This window comes from Psychrobacter immobilis, from assembly GCF_904846225.1.
Classification (GTDB): domain Bacteria; phylum Pseudomonadota; class Gammaproteobacteria; order Pseudomonadales; family Moraxellaceae; genus Psychrobacter; species Psychrobacter immobilis_F.
The window spans coordinates 145396-162958 of record NZ_CAJGZJ010000003.1 but is presented as its reverse complement, the minus strand read 5'-3'; the positions used below and the strand labels follow the sequence as shown (position 1 = coordinate 162958).

Sequence of the window (17563 nt, the reverse complement as noted above, 5' to 3'; positions counted from 1 at the left end):
TATCATCGATGAGAGCCAATGTGACTGTCGATCAATGCTTGCATAGATAAAGCCGTATTATAAGGGTTGCGTCCTATGCTTTTTATTTTTTCAATGTTACTTATTTGATACTTAATAAATGAGCGATATGTTCAGACGTTGACCTTTATAGCATATTTGCGTCACAACGTTAAGTGTCAGCGTGGTCTATATACATGGCGATTGGTTATAGTGGTTATAACCAATCGCATACTCTGCGGGCAATTTAGCAGAATTGTACTTGACTTAATGCTTAGCCGAGCTGGGTTTCAATCCAAGCAGGTAGCGCATTAACAACGGCTGTGCTGTTGCTAGACTTTGGTGCGCCGCCTTGTGCATAGTCAGGTTTACCACCGCCTTTACCGCCAAGCTCACCTGCCAAGTGACGAATAATATCACCCGCTTTTACTTTAGCGGTGAGAGATTTTGCCACATTGGCTGCTAGTGCTAATTGGTTGTCTTTATCCCCAATCAAGACAATGACGCTATCAGGCAGTTTGGATTTAATATCGTCCATAAGCGTACGAATAGATTTGCCATCGATACCACTTAGCATACTGATAAGAACCGGCGTGCCTGCGATGGTCTGAACGTCATCTAATAAATTGGCTGCTTGCGCGCTGGCTATCTTCTGCTGTAAACGCTCTAACTGCTTTTCTAAGTCGCGCTGCTTGTCCGCCATAGTGCGCACACGCTGCGCCACTTCGGGACGTTTTACTTTTAGCTGACTGGCCAATTCACTGAGTTGTTGTTCGTTTTGCTGAATGTTTTTGACCGCATTCATGCCAGTGACGGCTTCGATACGACGAATACCGGCAGCAATGCCTGATTCGCTAGTGATTTTTAAGACGCCAATATCACCAGTGCGTTGTACATGCAAACCACCGCATAGCTCGATAGAGAAAGGCTTGCGCTGACCGTCTACGATACTATCTGTACCCATAGTAAGGACACGAACCTCGCTGCCATATTTTTCGCCAAACAGCGCCATGGCACCTTGTTTCATTGCTTCATCAATAGACATATTCTCAATGCGGGCAGGCGTATTTGCTTGGATTTGCTCGTTGACGAGACATTCTACACGCGTAATCTCGGCGTTACTGACAGGCTTGTCATATGAGAAATCAAAACGTAGCACTTCGCTTGAAACCAGTGAGCCTTTTTGCGTGACTTCTGCGCCCAATACTTCTCTTAGTGCCGCGTGCAATAGGTGAGTGGCAGAGTGGTTTTTGGCACTTGCCGCACGGATACTAGAGAGAACTTGAGCATCTGCCGTTTGCTTAGTGCTGATATCACCCATGGTAACCACACCATAATGGATAATCGCCTGACCAGATTTTTTGGTATCTTGAACGTCAAAGACGCCTGTCGCGGTACGGATTTCACCCAGCTCACCAACCTGACCACCACCTTCGGCATAAAACGGTGTACGGTTAAGTACCACTACGCCTTCCGTGCCTTCGGTCAAACTGTTTGCTGGATTGCCGTCTTGGTAAAGAGCGTCAACAGTCACGCCATCTTCTTCAAGTTGCTCATAACCGATAAAGGTCGTCGGCGCCTCTACTTGAATGACGCTGCTATAATCGACGTCGAATTTGCCTGCATCACGAGCACGCTCACGCTGTGCTTGCATATGCTCATCGAACTCAGCTTCATCAATGGCAATACCGCGTTCACGAGTGATATCCGCAGTTAAATCGATTGGAAAACCATAAGTGTCATAAAGCTTGAACGCCGCCTCTCCAGATAGCGTGTCACCATCTTGTAAACCTTCAAGTTCGCTGGCAAGCAAGCGTAAACCTTGCGCCAATGTCTTGGCAAACTGTGTTTCTTCTTTTTGAATGGCGTTTTCGATGACGCTTTGCTTGTCTGCTAGCTCAGGATAGGCGGTGCCCATTTCAGCCACCAGTGGCGCGACCATTTTATAAAAGAAATCACTGTCTGCGCCAAGCTTATTACCATGACGAACGGCACGACGAATCACACGGCGCAGTACATAGCCGCGACCTTCGTTACTTGGCGTGACACCATCAGCGATCAAAAACGATACAGCACGAATGTGATCAGCGATGACTTTTAGTGATGACTGTTTTTCATTGTCAATCTCTAAAATATCAGCTGCTGCATCCATCAAATGAGTAAATAGATCTATCTCATAGTTGCCATGAACGCCTTGCATGATGGCACTAATACGCTCAAGTCCCATACCAGTATCAACACTTGGCGCAGGTAACGGTAGTAGCGTACCGTCTTTTTGACGATTGAACTGCATGAACACGCAGTTCCAAATCTCGATATAGCGATCGCCATCTTCTTCAGGTGTACCCGGTAGACCGCCTTCGATATCGGCGCCATGGTCATAAAAAACCTCGGTACAAGGGCCACAAGGACCAGTATCGCCCATGGTCCAAAAATTATCTGATGCGTAAGGCGCGCCTTTATTATCACCGATACGAATAATGCGTTCACTTGGAATACCAATGTTTTTATTCCAAATATCAAACGCTTCATCGTCGGTTTCGTAAATGGTGACATACAAACGATTTTTATCAATCGCTAGCCACTCATCTGAGGTTAAAAACTCCCAAATGTATTCGATACCTGCTTGCTTGAAGTAATCACCAAATGAGAAGTTACCTAGCATCTCAAAAAAAGTATGATGACGCGCGGTATAACCGACATTATCCAAGTCGTTATGCTTACCACCAGCACGTACACATTTTTGTGAGGTCACGGCACGTGTATAGTCACGCGGCTCCATACCCAAAAATGTCTCTTTAAATTGATTCATACCCGCATTGGTAAATAGCAATGTTGGGTCATTGTGCGGAATCAAACTAGACGATGGGACTGGGGTATGCTGCTTGCTTATAAAAAAATCGATAAAGGCTTGGCGAATATCGGCTGAGCGAAATGGCTGGCTCACAGCGGCTCCTTACTGACAGATAGAATTGAGTAAAATAATTTTGCATGCGATTTTAGCACAAACGCCCAAGCTCTTGGTATAAGAGTTATAACCGCTAGGATATTCTATGAATAAAACCAGCATTTTGGTCAACCAAAAGTAGCTGGCTAAAATAGATGTTAATTGGTCAAAATTGCAGCATCGGTTTCATTAAGCTTGTCTTTTATTAAAGGATTAGACTCAATGACTTGTACTGGTAGGTATCGTAATTGCAATTTAATAGGCAAATAATCTGGGAAATTTTTTGCCATGTCTTTTGTAATTATATCTTCTATCTGTTGTACATCTTGCGAGCTTGGGCTGGTCTCACCACGGATTACTGCACGAATGATTTGAAAGTTGTCATTTTTATCAAATTGAGTATTGGTCAGTACATTACCTTGATCGATAAAGTACATATTGATTGTTTGTTTAACATTATTCTCAAAGGCTTGTTTTTTGGCATTGGTATTTAGGTTGATGGTCAGATAAATCCCTAAACCGACCAATAATAAAAGTGTGACGGCATTGCGGCGCAAAAATATCAAAGAAGCACCAGTTTTATAATCATCATCTACTAGTCGACGGAATCCCAAAAACCACAGCACCATGGCGTTGGTGAACTGAATAGCAATGATGTTAGTCAAGGCTAATAAGGCAGCGCCAAGCCCCATCTGCATCTCACCATTAGCAAATAAAATACCACTGGCAGCTAAGGGCGGCACTAAGGCTGTGGCAACGGCGACTCCGACGACAGCCACAGATAAGTGCGGTGATACCATCGCATATGCACCCGCAGTACCACCAGCCAAGGCAATCATTAAATCCATAGAGGTAGGCTGAGTGCGAGATAAAATCTCATTCGTCAATGGCTGACCTTGATGCAATAGGCCAACCACAAATCCGACCAAAATAACCAAAGATACACCCGCCAAGACAGTGAGCAAAGACTTACGCAGTAGCGGCATACGATAGTCAATGATCGCCAATGCTACCCCCGTAATAGGGCCTAACATCATTGCAACTAACATGGCGCCAATGACCACGGCTGCTGAATTGGTCACTAGCCCATAGCTTGCGATGATGGCAGAAAGCGTATTCATAATAAAATACATTTTACTGGGCAAAGCGTTGGCTTCAATAGTGACCCTGACTTCTGGGTAATCGACTTTTTTATTATTAAATTGTTCTGCGACAAATTGCTTATAAGACTCGAGCTTGGCTTCTTTCTTTTCTTTGACTTTGTCCTCTTCTTTCTCTTTTTCCTTATCCTCTTCTGGCAGTTCACTATCGTTATTTGCCGTTAACTCCTCGCTTTCGGGTTCTAGCTGGCTTGAATCCTGTGCTGAAAATTTTTCTGCCTCGGTGTCCTCTACTGCTATACATTCTGGCTTTATAGTTTCTTCTTCTGATGCTACTTGTGATTGGTCTTCATCTGAGTGGACGTTTGCCTCAGAATCTTCTAATGACGCAACCACCACGTCAGGCGAAAGGGATTCCATTTTTACTTTTGCTTCAGTTTTAGGTGCCTGCTCACAAGCCATGTCCTTACCAAGTTCGTCTGACTCAGTATCATCTGGCCTCTCATTTGTTATAGAAGCTTCAGTCGCGGTTTGAGTTAAAGATTTTGGTTTGGCCATAATATCAGCAGGGTCTGTTAAATCCTGAGTCATCGGTGACTCGTTAGATACGTTTTTTTTAGGTTTAGTCATAACAGGTAGCTTTATTGAGAGGTAAATGAGAGGTCAAAGAAAGCCATTATTGTAATAATAAATCGTTAAAAGTATATGAGTTTTATGCGTCTGACTAAAAGGAGGAGGTCACAAGTAATAAGTGTTCAAAAAATAATAGTTAAACTATCTGAGCTACTGAATAAAATGGATACGCAACACTATACTGCGTGACTGGGACAAATTTTTCTTGCTTGCTGTGCCTTCGCAGACAGAGGCAACAAAAAATTCATCCCAGCCCCGTTGTCTCTTTTTTATATCGACCCAACTATATCTGAATAGTATTGAGACCTAAACGATAACAAGGTTCTCATGTGTAGTCACTTCATATAGATAGTCTAAGGGGTTACAATAAATACTTACTTTTTTTGTGGATTTAAAGTATAAATATATTATATCCACAATATTAATGAGGAGTAATTTATGAACTGGTTATTATTTTGCGTTGTATATTTAATAGCAGCAACCGTTACCATGGGGCTTTTTATAATTGGAGTCTTAATTATGGGCTTTAATGAGATATCTCATGTCTAAATAGCGATAGCGCTAGGCGCTTTGGTTTCGATCCCAGCCGCTATGTTTTTTGCCAAAAAAATTGGCAGTCTTACTGGCAACGAAAACAGTTATAAGGTATAAAGTTAGAGAATATAGTCGATATTGAATAAAATGGATACACGACACTATATCCGTGATTGACGTCAACCAAGCCTTATCAGCAAGCATAAAAAAAGACCTCAATATCGAGGTCTTTTTGATCATCATTACTAAAAACTATTGAAGCTCAACGGTTGCGCCATTTTCGATATTGGCATAAACCTCTAATACATCCCAGTTGGTCAAGCGAATACAGCCGTGTGATGCTTGACGACTGATTCCTTCAGGCTGCGGTGAGCCATGCAGACCGTAAGAAGGTTTAGACAAGCCCATCCATACGACACCGACAGGATTGTTTGGCCCTGGTGGTAACATATAAACTTTTTTCTGAGCGCCATCACCGACCGTGGCTTTATACCAAGGCATTTTTACTTTATTAACGATCTTAAAAGTACCATGTGGCGATGGTGTGTCATCACTACCAATCGTCGTTGGGTAGGTGGCAACCAGTTTTTTATCATTGTAAGCATAAAGCGTTTTTTCTGCTTTATTGGCGATAACGCGGTTAATACGCTGATCAAGTGGACCACGTGTATTGAGGACAGTGATGGTCTCGCCCGCTTTGTATCCTTTGTTCTGATTTAGCTTGTCTAAGTAGCGCACATCCATATGGAAACGCTCGCCAAACATCTCTTTGATGTCTTGATAATAAAGACCTTTCATTTTTGACTTGGCTTCTGCGCCCGCAGGTGTGTTCGTAAAATTGGTCTTGATATCATCGTCAGTGATGGTATAAGTGACCAGTACAGGCTTAGTGGGTGAGATGTTTTTGATCAAAGCATCCCATGTTTTTTGATCCATTTTACCGGTTGCTGACAAGCCTTTCATAGTTTGAAAGTTGATAAGGGCTTTTTTACTATTCATACCCCAACCACCATCGATAGGGCCAGGAGAAGCATGGTTCCAATCGAGTAACGCTTGAATTTTAATAGTCATCGCTGAGTTGACTTTCATATTGGATGACCAAGTAGACTCATTCACTTGTTTGGCATAGTTTGACAAGTTCAGCGTGGTGTATCTTTTACCATCTTTATCTTCGATATTTTTGATGGTAGGGTCGTCGCTAAAATCTTGACGTTTTTCGTTTTCAGGCAGCTCAAAAGCCATTGGGTCAGATGAGTCAATAGAGGCTACGTCGCTAGGGGCAGCAACGGCTTGACCTTCACTGATATCATCAGTGCTATCAGAGCGTTCATCCTTAAGCGTCAACTCGGCGGCGCTCATGTTGTCTGCTGGGGCTGCTTTTGGCTGCGCAGATGTCTCTGCTCTCTTTTTTGAATCAATCAGTTGCGTCATACGATCAGATTCGGCAACTGAGCTGCTACGATTTTCTTGCACATCGAGGCTAACTTTTTGAGCGAGACTAGGTGCTGAATTCATCGTACGTACTGGCAATGTGCGAGTACTATCAGTGGTGGCGGCAAGTGCGCTAACACTGGCACCAACGACAGCGATAGATATAGCAGTAATAATAGGCTTTATTTTCATAATGTTGAGTCACTTGTAGTTGCTACTAATGCGGCTATTATGCGCATAATTTGATTGCTTCGCAAACTTTTGATACATCTTTTTGCATTTAGCTGTTGTTAAACGTCAACTGTTGACGTATTCACTACAGTTGGGCAAGAACATAGCACGGATGTTTATAAGGTAAGGTTAGATTATTATCCAAAACTCTCATTATTTGCGCCATTTGTATAAATGTAAAAAGGGCAGCAGAGAGGCAAATATTGGCGCTACTTAGTGTTTGTGTCTATAATGCATAATTAGATTTTCATTTAATAGATTAGCTTTTCACAAAAAGCGATTTAACCCACACACATGTAGTCCGTGAGCATGTAATCAGCAAGGTGCGATATGTCAGAAGACCAAACAATGAGCGCAGAAGAGTTTCAAAATCAATATTTCAATGAAGATGGCTCTGAAGCTTTAGCAGGTGAGCTGGAGTATGATTTGGAAACTGGGCTTGTCGGTGAACACGATCAATTTGCCAACTTGCCTGCAGAATTAGAAGAAGCGCGCGAGCAGCTAGTGAGTATTCGTGATTTCATTCGTTTTTCGGTCACGCAGCTCCGTAATTATGATGTGGTCGTCGCTCAAGGTACCACGGATGAATTTGCCGAAGCATCGGCCATTGTATTGCACACGCTCTCTTTAGATTGGTCAGCGAATGAGCAGATTCTTGACTGCCGCTTGACCACATCAGAGAAGCAGCAGGTATTGGACTTATTAGAAGAACGTATCGCTGAGCGTAAGCCACTAAGCTATTTGATCAATTTATCGTATTTCTGTGATTTGCCTTTTTATGTCGATGAACGTGTTTTGATCCCGCGCTCACCGATAGCAGAGTTGATTCGTCAGCAGTTTCACCCGTATTTTGAAGTCAGTGAGCTGGCCAAACCGCTTGGTGTTAGCGTCAATGAACAAACCTCCATATTTTATGATCATGGTTTAGACGTTAAACAGTTGTCGCAGCCTGAACGCATCTTAGATTTATGTACGGGCTCAGGTTGTATTGCGATTGCTCTTGCGACACGTTTCATCGATGCGCTCGTTGATGCCGTTGATATTGATAAAGGGGCGTTAGAGGTGGCAATGGTCAACGTCGATCATCATGATCTTGGCCATCAAGTGAATGTGATTGAATCAGATCTATTTGCTAAGATTCCGACAGAAAATCAGTACGAGCTAATCGTTACAAATCCGCCATATGTCGATGCCGCTATCATGGCAGATTTACCACCTGAGTTTTTACACGAGCCTGAACACGCGTTAGCAGCGGGTCAAGATGGATTGGATTTGGTACATCGCATCCTATTTGAAGCAGCAGATTATCTTAGCCCAGAAGGCTTGCTTGTCTGTGAAGTGGGCGATAGTGAATGGGCATTAAAACAAGCCTATCCTGAAATTCAGTTCGATTGGCTGAAGTTTGCCCACGGCGGTCATGGCGTTTTTGCTATTACCTATGATGAGCTCATGGCAAATCGTCAGCTATTTGCCGCTTATGTGCAGCTATTGGACGGCATTCAGTAGTATGTGTGCATCGTAAATACATATTAATAGTATCAATCAAAAGTAGTGCTAATCAAAAATAGTGTCAATTAAAAATAGTACCAGTTCAACGCACAAATGATTGATCAAATAACCAGCAATCGCGTTTACTTGTTTAAGGATAAATATGGCAGGCAATAGTATCGGACAGGTTTTTACGGTGACCACTTGTGGCGAGTCGCATGGTGCAGGTCTCATGGCAATCGTCGATGGTATACCGCCAGGTCTAGCGTTATCAGAGGATGATTTGCAAGTGGATTTGGATCGACGCAAACCGGGTACGTCTAAGTATTCGACCCAGCGCCGTGAATCTGATGAAGTTGAAATTATCTCTGGCGTATTTGAAGGTAAAACAACGGGTACGTCTATTGGTCTACTGATTCGCAACACCAATCAGAAATCAAAAGATTATAGCGAAATCAAAGATACCTTCCGTCCGGGTCATGCTGATTACACTTATAGTATGAAGTATGGCTTTCGCGATTATCGTGGTGGTGGGCGCTCGTCAGCGCGCGAGACGGCGATGCGAGTGGCAGCTGGCGCTATTGCCAAAAAATATCTACAAGATCGCTTAGGGGTACAAATACGTGGTCACGTTACCCAAATCGGTAATGAATACAGTCACGTACTCGAGCCCAGTCAAATTGATTGGGAATTCGTGAATAGCAATCCGTTTTTTTGTGCGGATGCGGATGCAGTGACGCGTTTTGAGGCATTGATAGACAGTTTACGCCGTGAAGGCACCAGTTGCGGTGCTCGTCTTGAAGTGATTGCCAGTGGCGTGCCAGTTGGACTTGGTGAGCCGGTGTTTGACCGCTTAGATGCCGATATTGCTCATGCTATGATGAGTATCAACGCCGTAAAAGGGGTTGAGATTGGTGACGGCATGGCGGTAGCAGGACAGTTTGGTCATCGTTCTCGTGATGAGATGACGCCAAATGGCTTTACGGCCAATCACGCGGGCGGTATATTGGGCGGTATCTCGTCAGGACAAGATATTCGAGTCAGTATCGCCCTTAAGCCTACGTCTAGTATCACTACTGCTGGCAAGAGTATTAATACTCAAGGTGAGTCGGTGGACATGTTGACCAAAGGTCGTCATGACCCTTGCGTGGGTGTACGCGCAACGCCCATTGCCGAGGCCATGCTAGCGATTGTATTGCTCGATCATTATCTGCGTCATCGTGGTCAAAACGCTGATGTTCAGCCGCCAGTACAGTCTATTACTTAAACAACTCGTTATAACGTTATTCGCCCTTTATTTTTTTAATAAAATTTTATTAGAAAAATAAAGGGCTTTTTTATGGAAGTTTATAAGACATTTACTGGGCTTATGAATTGTAATCGATTTAATAATAAAAGATATAGTCGGTGAAAATTTAAATCGATACATCAATCGTCAGATACTACTGGTATAGATTTTTCTCGCTTGCTGTGCCGTTGCGGACAGAGGCTTCAAAAAATTTATGCCAGCAGTACTGTCGCGCTTTTATTGTTTTTTGGCTGTATTAAGCAGCCTGCTGATAATCATCAATCGCCACACATTGTTGATGTCGAAACACCAAAAGTAATTGCTGACTGGGAATGGCTAGCCAATGGCCAAAAGTAATGTTATCGATCCCTTCGCGCGATAAGGCTTGTAGACAATAATGGCGACTACGACCCAAGCAGTTTTCTATAATTTGATTTTGATGAATGAGATTTTGCATTGCTTTGTCTACCTTAAATTTAGCTTACGAATATGAATAACGCTATCGTAAAATAAAAAGATAGAAATCACGTGTAGGAATGATGGAAAGTTAATGAATTGTCACTAAGAATAAAGCTTTGAAAGAAGGGCAAGATATTTATTGGAGTAGGCAAGTATTGATTTTCTCTAAAACGGTTAGCCTTTAGCCAAAGGTAGCGTAATACTAACCATTACGCCAGAAAGCTGATTGGTAGCGACATTATCTTTACCATTGTTGGCAATAATATTATTAATAGCAACATGACCGCCATGATGTTCAATGACTTGTTTGACTAAGGTTAAGCCAAGACCCGTCCCTTTTTTGATTGTGCTGCGTGCCATGCTAGGAGATTCTGGTTCGAGGTTGTGGGAAGCCTCCTTATCTGACGAATGGCTTGTTGAATGATGAGCAGGCTGACTGTGATGCGATAGACTAAAGTAACGGTCAAAGGCTTTATTTACCGCGTACTCAGGTAGCAATTTACCATCATTAAATATATCAATAGTCACGGTGTTCAGTGTGTTGTGTATATAAATAATGACCGTGCTTTCGGCGAAATGAATGGCGTTATCTAGTACATTTTGTAGCACTTGTACCAACCAAAATTGGTCAGCAAAAACACTGGTGTGTGCCAACATATTTGGCTGTAAAACGGTCGTTTCAGTAAAGCATTGATCATCAATATAGATTTCGATAGGGGGCAGATGCTGCTGTTGCAACTTAGCTGCATTGTCTTTTGCTAGACTGTGTAGTAATGGCAGCAGAGGCGTTAGCTTTTGATTCAGCTTAAAGGTGGGTTGCTCAATCTTGGCAAGTAACAGGAGGCGATCGATCAGATGCTGCATTTTGATGCTTTGCTCACCAATGGTTTGTATGAGCATTTGCCGATCATCTGCATCGAGCCCATCGTCCTCTAATAACTCGCTGCTGGCGCGAATTGCTGTTAAGGGGCTTTTGAGCTCGTGAGTAAGCGTATGAACATAATCTGTGACGTAAGCTCGATTTTCTAATTGATGTTTCATAGATTCAATCGTATCTGTCAGGCTATTGAGTTCATGCCCTAAGTAGAAATACGGTTTTTTGGTATTCTCCGCCAGCGCACTGGTATATTGGGTCACCAAGGTGATGCTTTGTTTGAGCCACCATGCCACCAGTCCTGCTAAAATAAGAGCCGCAACGCTCATAAACAACGCTGTTATAAACATACGACTGCGGGTATTGTCCAAGTAAGGCAGGACGCTAGAGACCGGTTTGCCAACGCTGACTATACCGATTAGCTTGCCTTGATCGTCTTTTATGGCCTGCGCCACATACATAATCGTACCATCGCGCTGATTGTGGTTTTGCGTTGTACTTCTTGCGCCATATTGACCATTCAAGGTTAAATACACATCATTCCAGCGACTATAGTCTTGCCCTTCGTCATTATCAGGTTTGGGTAGTGAATCGTAAATGACCATGCCTCTATTATCTGTCACGTATACCCGAAAACTGCTATAGTTTTTGTTTTTATAGTTTGGCTCTGTGGCTTGATAAGTCGTTGGTATGCCAATAAAGGCAGTATCAAGTTTTGCTTGATAAGCATCGTCGTATAACTGACCTGAGGATAATGGCAACTGCAAATTTGCCGCGAGAAATTTACTGGTATCCAATAACGTGTCTTCGATGACCTGCTGCGCTGTTGGTTTGACATAACCAAATAGTTGAGTAAACGCGACCACACCGCAAATGATCAGTACCAAAGCAACCGCCAACCAAATCCTGAAAAAAATACTCAAATTCAGTACTCGTTTAGGTTCAGTGGTTTGCTGCGCGGTTCCGATCGGATGCAGTTTTGCATACCAGTTACTTTGGCTAGTAGGAATATCGTCACTGGCTTTATGATTGTCACTAGTCGTATGCTTCATGGCTTTAAAAGCGATTTGACGTTATTAAATAACAGTACTAAGCAGGACATAACGCATATCCCAATCCACGATGCGTATGAATGACATCAATGCTAGCGTCGACCGTCGCCAACTGCTTACGAATTGACTTGATATGGCTGTCTATCGTCCGCGCCAAACGATGATCTGGATAGTCGCTCACCGCATTCAAAAGTTGCTCTCGGCTAAAGACTTGATTGGGAGCTTGCAATAAGGTTAATAAAATTTTGCGCTCTGTGTTACTCAGCTCAAGCTTTTGTTCTTGCCACATCAAAGAGTAATTGAGCGGTTGATAATGCCAAATACCAGATTGACAATTAAATGTTAAGGCTTGACCTGACATATTATTAGAGAAAGTTTCATTAACGTTATTATCCGTTGATGTTGCTTGAATAGCAGACTGCTGCGACAATAATTGCTCACGTCGCCAAATGGCTTTTAGACGAGCGACCAGTTCTCGCGGGCTAAACGGCTTGGCACAATAATCATCACCGCCCATCTCTAAACCTAAGATGCGATCGACTTCATCACTACGAGCCGTCAAAAACACGATAGGAATATCTTTTAGCGCATCAATGTCAGTGGTATGGCGTATTTGTTGACATAAACTCAACCCGTCACCATCTGGCAACCCCACATCCAAAATAATCGCGGATAGATCTCTTGCCTCATCAGTGTGTAGCATCGGTAGCACGCTACTGGCATTGTCTAGCCACGTAATGTCCCAGCCTTCACGCTTGCAAGTAACTTTCAGCGACATGGCAATAGCAGGATCGTCTTCTACCAATAAAATATGAGTCATAAGCGCTACATCGTTATATAAGAAAATCGGTTAAGATAAATTATTTATTCAAATTCATATATATACGAACATTGAAAAATAATAGTAGGACGTCATACAGTAGCTATAGTACTAAGTATACGTCTATTAAATGATCGTAGCACAAAAGCGGTTTTAGATTTTGCTCCCAGACCTCAAAAGATGTGAAAAGTTAATGGAAATTAGGATGATGAGTGAGTATTTTTTGAGTAGCAGTTTTGGTTAAAAGCTGTAAAATAATCAGCGTTTTTATAAAAAAGACTAAAATATGCGGTAAAGATTGGCTTCATTGGAAATAAAAGCGTATCTACGTATCATTTTTATTTAAAGGAATTCAAAGAATATGAGTAATTATTTAGATGCTGTCATTGTTGAGCATAACCCATCACAAAAAAAGATAGATAGAGCCGTCATTTGGCTTCATGGCTTGGGTGCAAGTGGTCATGATTTTGAGCCAGTCGTACCGCAGCTCGGATTGGCTAATGATATGGCCGTACGTTTTGTCTTTCCGCATGCGCCTAAGCGTGCAGTCACTGTCAATGGTGGGATGGTAATGCCAGCATGGTATGACATCTTAGAGATGAGTCTTGAACGCAAAGTTGATACCGCTCAGATTGAAGAGTCCTCTCAGAAAATACAGGATTTGATTCGTCGTGAAATTGATCGCGGCGTCGCGCCTGAACATATCGTCATCGCAGGATTTTCACAGGGCGGGGCAGTGGCGTATCATGTGGCCTTGGGCTACCCAGAGCGCTTGGCAGGATTAATGACACTCTCTACTTATTTGGCAACCAATGACAATATCGACTATAGCGCTGCCAATAAAAACATGCCGATTTTGATTGAACATGGCACTCACGATCCAGTCGTTCCTGTGATTTTGGGTGAGCAAGCGCATCAGTTACTTTCTGAGAAAGGATATGAGGTTAAATATAATACTTATCCGATGGCGCATCAGGTCTGTATGCCACAAATTCAAAATATCGGTAAATGGCTGAATACCGTTTTGGCTTAAATCATTAAGCTGTAACGTAATGTAATGGCGATGTTTTATAGGTTGAAAGTCGGCACATAAATCCTATATAATAGTCGACCTTATTGGGGATGTTCTGGCTTCGACGCTGGTGATGAAACTCAATGATGCATGTCGAGAGTATATGTCCTCTCGTTAATCAAACATATATTGTTATAGTCGCAAACGACGAAAATTACGCTCTAGCAGCTTAAACCCTGTTTACATGGTTTAAACCCTGCTTACCTAGTTGCTGATCACCTACAGTTGGTCAACTAAGTTGAAGCGTCCGCATGTAGGCTCGCCACAAGGGATTGTCTCAATCGCTTGGGTTCAAAAGTAGAGAATCGGCTAATCCATCCTGACTGTCGGATCGGTGCAGACTAAAATTAAAGACAGAAACTAAACATGTAGATTCATGAGCGTAATGCTGGCGGACGCGGGTTCAACTCCCGCCATCTCCACCAAATATTAAAAATCCGATCACTTAATGTGGTCGGATTTTTTTTGGTTTGGTTTTCCACATGATTGACAGTATCGTTTATTTTAGGCATATACTGCTAACATTTTACTGTGTACTTAATTAGTCTTCTATTCAAATCGGAGTTGAAAGGTGAAGAAGTTCGAAGAGATATGTCTGTTAGTTATTGATGATATTAAGTCCGGTAGAAAAAAGATTGGGGATAAAATACCTTCAATTCGAGCGATGTCAAAAAAATATAACGTTTCAAAAAATACAATAGTGACTGCTTATAATATTTTATTAGAACAGCATTGGATCAAGGCGTTACCGAAGTCAGGATTTTATATTAGTGAAGATTTATCCAACAAAGAAACGCATAGTGCAATGTTGGATTTAACCAATTTTTATAATGGAGTCGACTTACTAGAACAACAGTTAGTCAACGAGTATAGCCATAAACCTGGTGAAGGACGATATCCTAGAGAGTATATGGATAAACTCAAGCTGGATAGTTATTTGGGGCATCCAAATGATGGAGACAAACCTTTATATCTCGACTATGGTTATGGCGACCCCGCTGGAAACAGCGTTCTTCGAGGTCTTATTACCGACATACTTAAAAACCACGCCCTCAGCGTTGAACCTCAAAATCTACTAATGACCTATGGAACCAACCACAGTTTGGATTTGATAATCAGGCACTTTTTAATAGAAGGTGATAATGCGATAGTAGAGTCTCCAGGGTATTATCCTTTGTTTAGTAAACTTAAGTTAAATAAAGTCAATATGATACCTATAAAAAGAACCAAGTTTGGGTTAGATGTCAATAACTTAGAAGCCATTATTCAAAAAAATCATCCTAAGATTTTGTTTTTGCAGCCCTTTGCGCATAATCCAACAGGGACAGACCTAACCGTAGAAAACCTCAATGCTATCAAGTCACTCTGTATGAAGAACAATGTTCTTATTGTCGAAGATGATCCTTTTTTGCTCATTAGAGACAAACCTGCCAGCTATCTTTTCGGTGAAGACTGTCCTGTCATTTACTTAAGCAGCTTTTCAAAGACAGTGTCAGCCTCGTTGAGATGTGGCTTTATAGTTGCATCAAAGCCATTGATTAAATTACTGACACGGCTAAAAATGATCACGATTATTAATACCTCGTCAATCACTGAAAATATCCTTAATCACATGATAACTAGCGGTACGTTAAATAATCATCTACAAACATTTAAAAGTCTCTCGTATGAGAAATCGGCTGACTCGATAAAGAAGTTAAGTAAAGTCGAAGGCTTAAAGCTTTATCCTCATAATCCAAGCGGTCACTTTTTATGGTTTCGTATTCCAATGGATGACAAAAAAGTCGTTAATTCCGCAAGAAGTAACAATATTTTCATGGCGCCAGGCAGTCTGTTTTTTCCTGCTAAAAGTACTTACTTCGCCTTAAGAATCAATAAGTTTTATATAGATCAAACCACGGTTAAATTTATTGAGAATGAGGTATTTAATAGGCATTAGAGTGAAGCTTTTATTATTACTTATCTGCAAGTCGATATAGTCGATACACTATAAAATAACTACTGTGCTACCGGGATAAATTTTGCGCCGCCTCTGTCTGCAACGGCGCAGCAAGCAAGGAACATTTATCCCATTAGCGCCTGATAGTATTTATACTTATTTTATTTAGGACTGACTATATTTATTTTTCTTCAACAATATTGAAAGATATCTGATTTAGATCTCTTCAACTTTATGTCTCTTTTATACTCAATCAACTACCTTTATTAGAACAATCACGTTCTATAAAATGGGTACAGTTTCAAGTGAAAAAGCATTTCTGTACCCTTGGAAGAATGCTCAGCTCATGGTATTTCTATCTTCTAGGAATTATTTTACAGGATGTATACCCATGAAAGAATCAACTTCTTCTTCAAGACTCTCTAGCTTTTATAAACTTGAACACCTGCAACGTTTAGACAAAATCGCTGAATTTTTAGGCGAAAGCGCATTCAATCAAGAGCACTTTTTGGACACAGGTAATACTGATTTCAAAACCGTCGATAACATGATCGAGAACGCAATTGGAACTATGAATATACCCATCGGCGTTGCGACTAATATGATCGTCGATGGTAAAGACAAGCTCGTTCCTATGGCAACGGAAGAGTCTTCAGTGGTTGCTGCTGTTTGTAATGCGGCCAGACAGTGCCGAGCGACTGGCGGTTTTTATACTCACACCTCTGAACATATAATGATTGGTCAGATTCAACTAATTCATGTCATTAATCCCATGGTTACCAAACAAATCATTCTTGAACGTGAGCATGAGATTAAAAGCATTTGCAACGACGTAGATCCGCTTTTAGTGAAATTAGGAGGCGGATTTAAAGGCATGGAAGTAAGGGTCTTGGATGATGGTCATGAATACAACGTTATCGTACATATTTTGGTAAATACCTGTGATGCGATGGGCGCAAATGCGGTTAATTCTATGGTCGAAGCATTATCACCTGTATTGGAGAGCTGGACAGACACCAAGGCCAATATGAGGATTTTATCGAACCTTGCAGACAAACGACTGTCTATGGCGAGAGCGACTTGGAATACTGAAGAGATAGGGGGAGAAGTGGTTAGAGATGCCATGTTGTCAGCATTTAGATTTGCAGATGCTGATCCATATCGAGCAGCCACCCACAACAAAGGCATTATGAATGGCATATCAGCCGTTATCCTGGCAACAGGAAATGATACGAGAGCGATAGAAGCGGGCGCTCATGCTTATGCCTGTCAGACGGGTCGATATCGTAGTTTGTCTCGTTGGGGTATCGATAAAGACGGTAATTTATGCGGCAGTTTAGAGCTACCAATGGCTGTAGGATTGATTGGCGGCGCGACCAAAGTACATCCGACGGCTCAGCAGAATCTAGAGATTCTTAATATTGATTCTGCAGACGAACTGGCTAGGATTACCTGTGCGGTCGGACTGGCACAAAACTTTGCTGCTATGAAAGCATTGGTCACGACAGGTATTCAAAAAGGTCACATGTCACTACATGCAAAAAATATAGCCGTTATGGCTGGCGCTAAGGCGAACGAAGTCGATAAGGTCACTGAGCTGTTGGTTCAGAGCGGTAAAATACGGATAGATGTGGCTGAAGAGATTCTGACAAATTTGCGCAGTAACGGTAATAGGGACAATACGTAAATAATGACAGT

At 42.0% G+C, this 17563-nt stretch carries 11 protein-coding genes and 1 other RNA gene; 6 read left to right on the top strand and 6 right to left on the bottom strand.

The features are described from left to right. Window positions 1-271: 271 nt before the first annotated feature. From alaS to JMX48_RS03580, 3 genes are all read right to left on the bottom strand, one after another. Window positions 272-2944, bottom strand: coding sequence for an alanine--tRNA ligase (alaS, locus tag JMX48_RS03590; protein WP_201534403.1), 2673 nt, complete (start codon window positions 2942-2944; stop codon window positions 272-274). Window positions 2945-3102: 158 nt separating this feature from the next. Beyond that, window positions 3103-4674, bottom strand: coding sequence for a DUF389 domain-containing protein (locus tag JMX48_RS03585; RefSeq protein ID WP_201534401.1), 1572 nt, complete (start codon window positions 4672-4674; stop codon window positions 3103-3105). Between the two features lie 789 nt (window positions 4675-5463). Further along, the gene (locus JMX48_RS03580; protein WP_413786346.1) at window positions 5464-6837 is read right to left on the bottom strand and encodes a L,D-transpeptidase family protein; all 1374 of its coding nucleotides are present in this window, start codon (window positions 6835-6837) and stop codon (window positions 5464-5466) included. A 366-nt stretch (window positions 6838-7203) separates the two neighbouring features. Here JMX48_RS03580 and prmB point away from each other — a divergent pair, with 366 nt between their 5' ends. After that, window positions 7204-8379, top strand: a complete 1176-nt coding sequence (gene prmB / locus JMX48_RS03575) for a 50S ribosomal protein L3 N(5)-glutamine methyltransferase (RefSeq protein ID WP_201534398.1) — start codon at window positions 7204-7206, stop codon at window positions 8377-8379. 145 nt (window positions 8380-8524) lie between these two features. Next, window positions 8525-9628, top strand: a complete 1104-nt coding sequence (gene aroC / locus JMX48_RS03570; protein ID WP_201534395.1) for a chorismate synthase — start codon at window positions 8525-8527, stop codon at window positions 9626-9628. A gap of 277 nt (window positions 9629-9905) precedes the next feature. Here aroC and JMX48_RS03565 read toward each other — a convergent pair whose 3' ends face one another. From JMX48_RS03565 to JMX48_RS03555, 3 genes are all read right to left on the bottom strand, one after another. Further along, window positions 9906-10106 carry a hypothetical protein gene (locus tag JMX48_RS03565; RefSeq protein ID WP_201534392.1) on the bottom strand — a complete coding sequence of 67 codons (201 nt, stop codon included), beginning with the start codon at window positions 10104-10106 and terminating at the stop codon, window positions 9906-9908. Between the two features lie 176 nt (window positions 10107-10282). After that, on the bottom strand, window positions 10283-12034 hold the full coding sequence (gene creC, locus JMX48_RS03560) for a two-component system sensor histidine kinase CreC (RefSeq protein ID WP_201534389.1): 1752 nt from the start codon (window positions 12032-12034) through the stop codon (window positions 10283-10285). 37 nt (window positions 12035-12071) lie between these two features. Next, window positions 12072-12854 carry a response regulator gene (locus tag JMX48_RS03555; protein WP_201534386.1) on the bottom strand — a complete coding sequence of 261 codons (783 nt, stop codon included), beginning with the start codon at window positions 12852-12854 and terminating at the stop codon, window positions 12072-12074. 361 nt (window positions 12855-13215) lie between these two features. Between JMX48_RS03555 and JMX48_RS03550 the strand changes: the two genes are divergently transcribed. The 4 genes from JMX48_RS03550 to JMX48_RS03535 all read left to right on the top strand — a co-directional run bounded on the left by JMX48_RS03550 (window position 13216) and on the right by JMX48_RS03535 (window position 17552). Next, window positions 13216-13887: an alpha/beta hydrolase gene (locus JMX48_RS03550; protein WP_201534383.1), complete on the top strand. Its 672-nt coding sequence runs from the start codon at window positions 13216-13218 to the stop codon at window positions 13885-13887. An 85-nt stretch (window positions 13888-13972) separates the two neighbouring features. Beyond that, window positions 13973-14351, top strand: a transfer-messenger RNA (tmRNA) gene (gene ssrA / locus JMX48_RS03545). A 146-nt stretch (window positions 14352-14497) separates the two neighbouring features. Continuing rightward, window positions 14498-15865 carry a PLP-dependent aminotransferase family protein gene (locus tag JMX48_RS03540; protein ID WP_201534380.1) on the top strand — a complete coding sequence of 456 codons (1368 nt, stop codon included), beginning with the start codon at window positions 14498-14500 and terminating at the stop codon, window positions 15863-15865. Window positions 15866-16256: 391 nt separating this feature from the next. Then, entirely contained in the window at window positions 16257-17552 is a 1296-nt protein-coding gene (locus tag JMX48_RS03535) for a hydroxymethylglutaryl-CoA reductase, degradative (RefSeq protein WP_201534377.1), read from the top strand. The last annotated feature ends 11 nt before the right edge of the window (window positions 17553-17563 follow it).

What these genes read in the sequence shown, in the direction of transcription:
- JMX48_RS03585 (WP_201534401.1), bottom strand. Translation starts at nt 4,674, where the DNA reads ATGACTAAACCTAAAAAAAACGTATCTAACGAGTCACCGATGACTCAG.
- prmB (WP_201534398.1), top strand. Translation starts at nt 7,204, where the DNA reads ATGTCAGAAGACCAAACAATGAGCGCAGAAGAGTTTCAAAATCAATAT.
- aroC (WP_201534395.1), top strand. Translation starts at nt 8,525, where the DNA reads ATGGCAGGCAATAGTATCGGACAGGTTTTTACGGTGACCACTTGTGGC.
- JMX48_RS03565 (WP_201534392.1), bottom strand. Translation starts at nt 10,106, where the DNA reads ATGCAAAATCTCATTCATCAAAATCAAATTATAGAAAACTGCTTGGGT.
- creC (WP_201534389.1), bottom strand. Translation starts at nt 12,034, where the DNA reads ATGAAGCATACGACTAGTGACAATCATAAAGCCAGTGACGATATTCCT.
- JMX48_RS03555 (WP_201534386.1), bottom strand. Translation starts at nt 12,854, where the DNA reads ATGACTCATATTTTATTGGTAGAAGACGATCCTGCTATTGCCATGTCG.
- JMX48_RS03550 (WP_201534383.1), top strand. Translation starts at nt 13,216, where the DNA reads ATGAGTAATTATTTAGATGCTGTCATTGTTGAGCATAACCCATCACAA.
- JMX48_RS03535 (WP_201534377.1), top strand. Translation starts at nt 16,257, where the DNA reads ATGAAAGAATCAACTTCTTCTTCAAGACTCTCTAGCTTTTATAAACTT.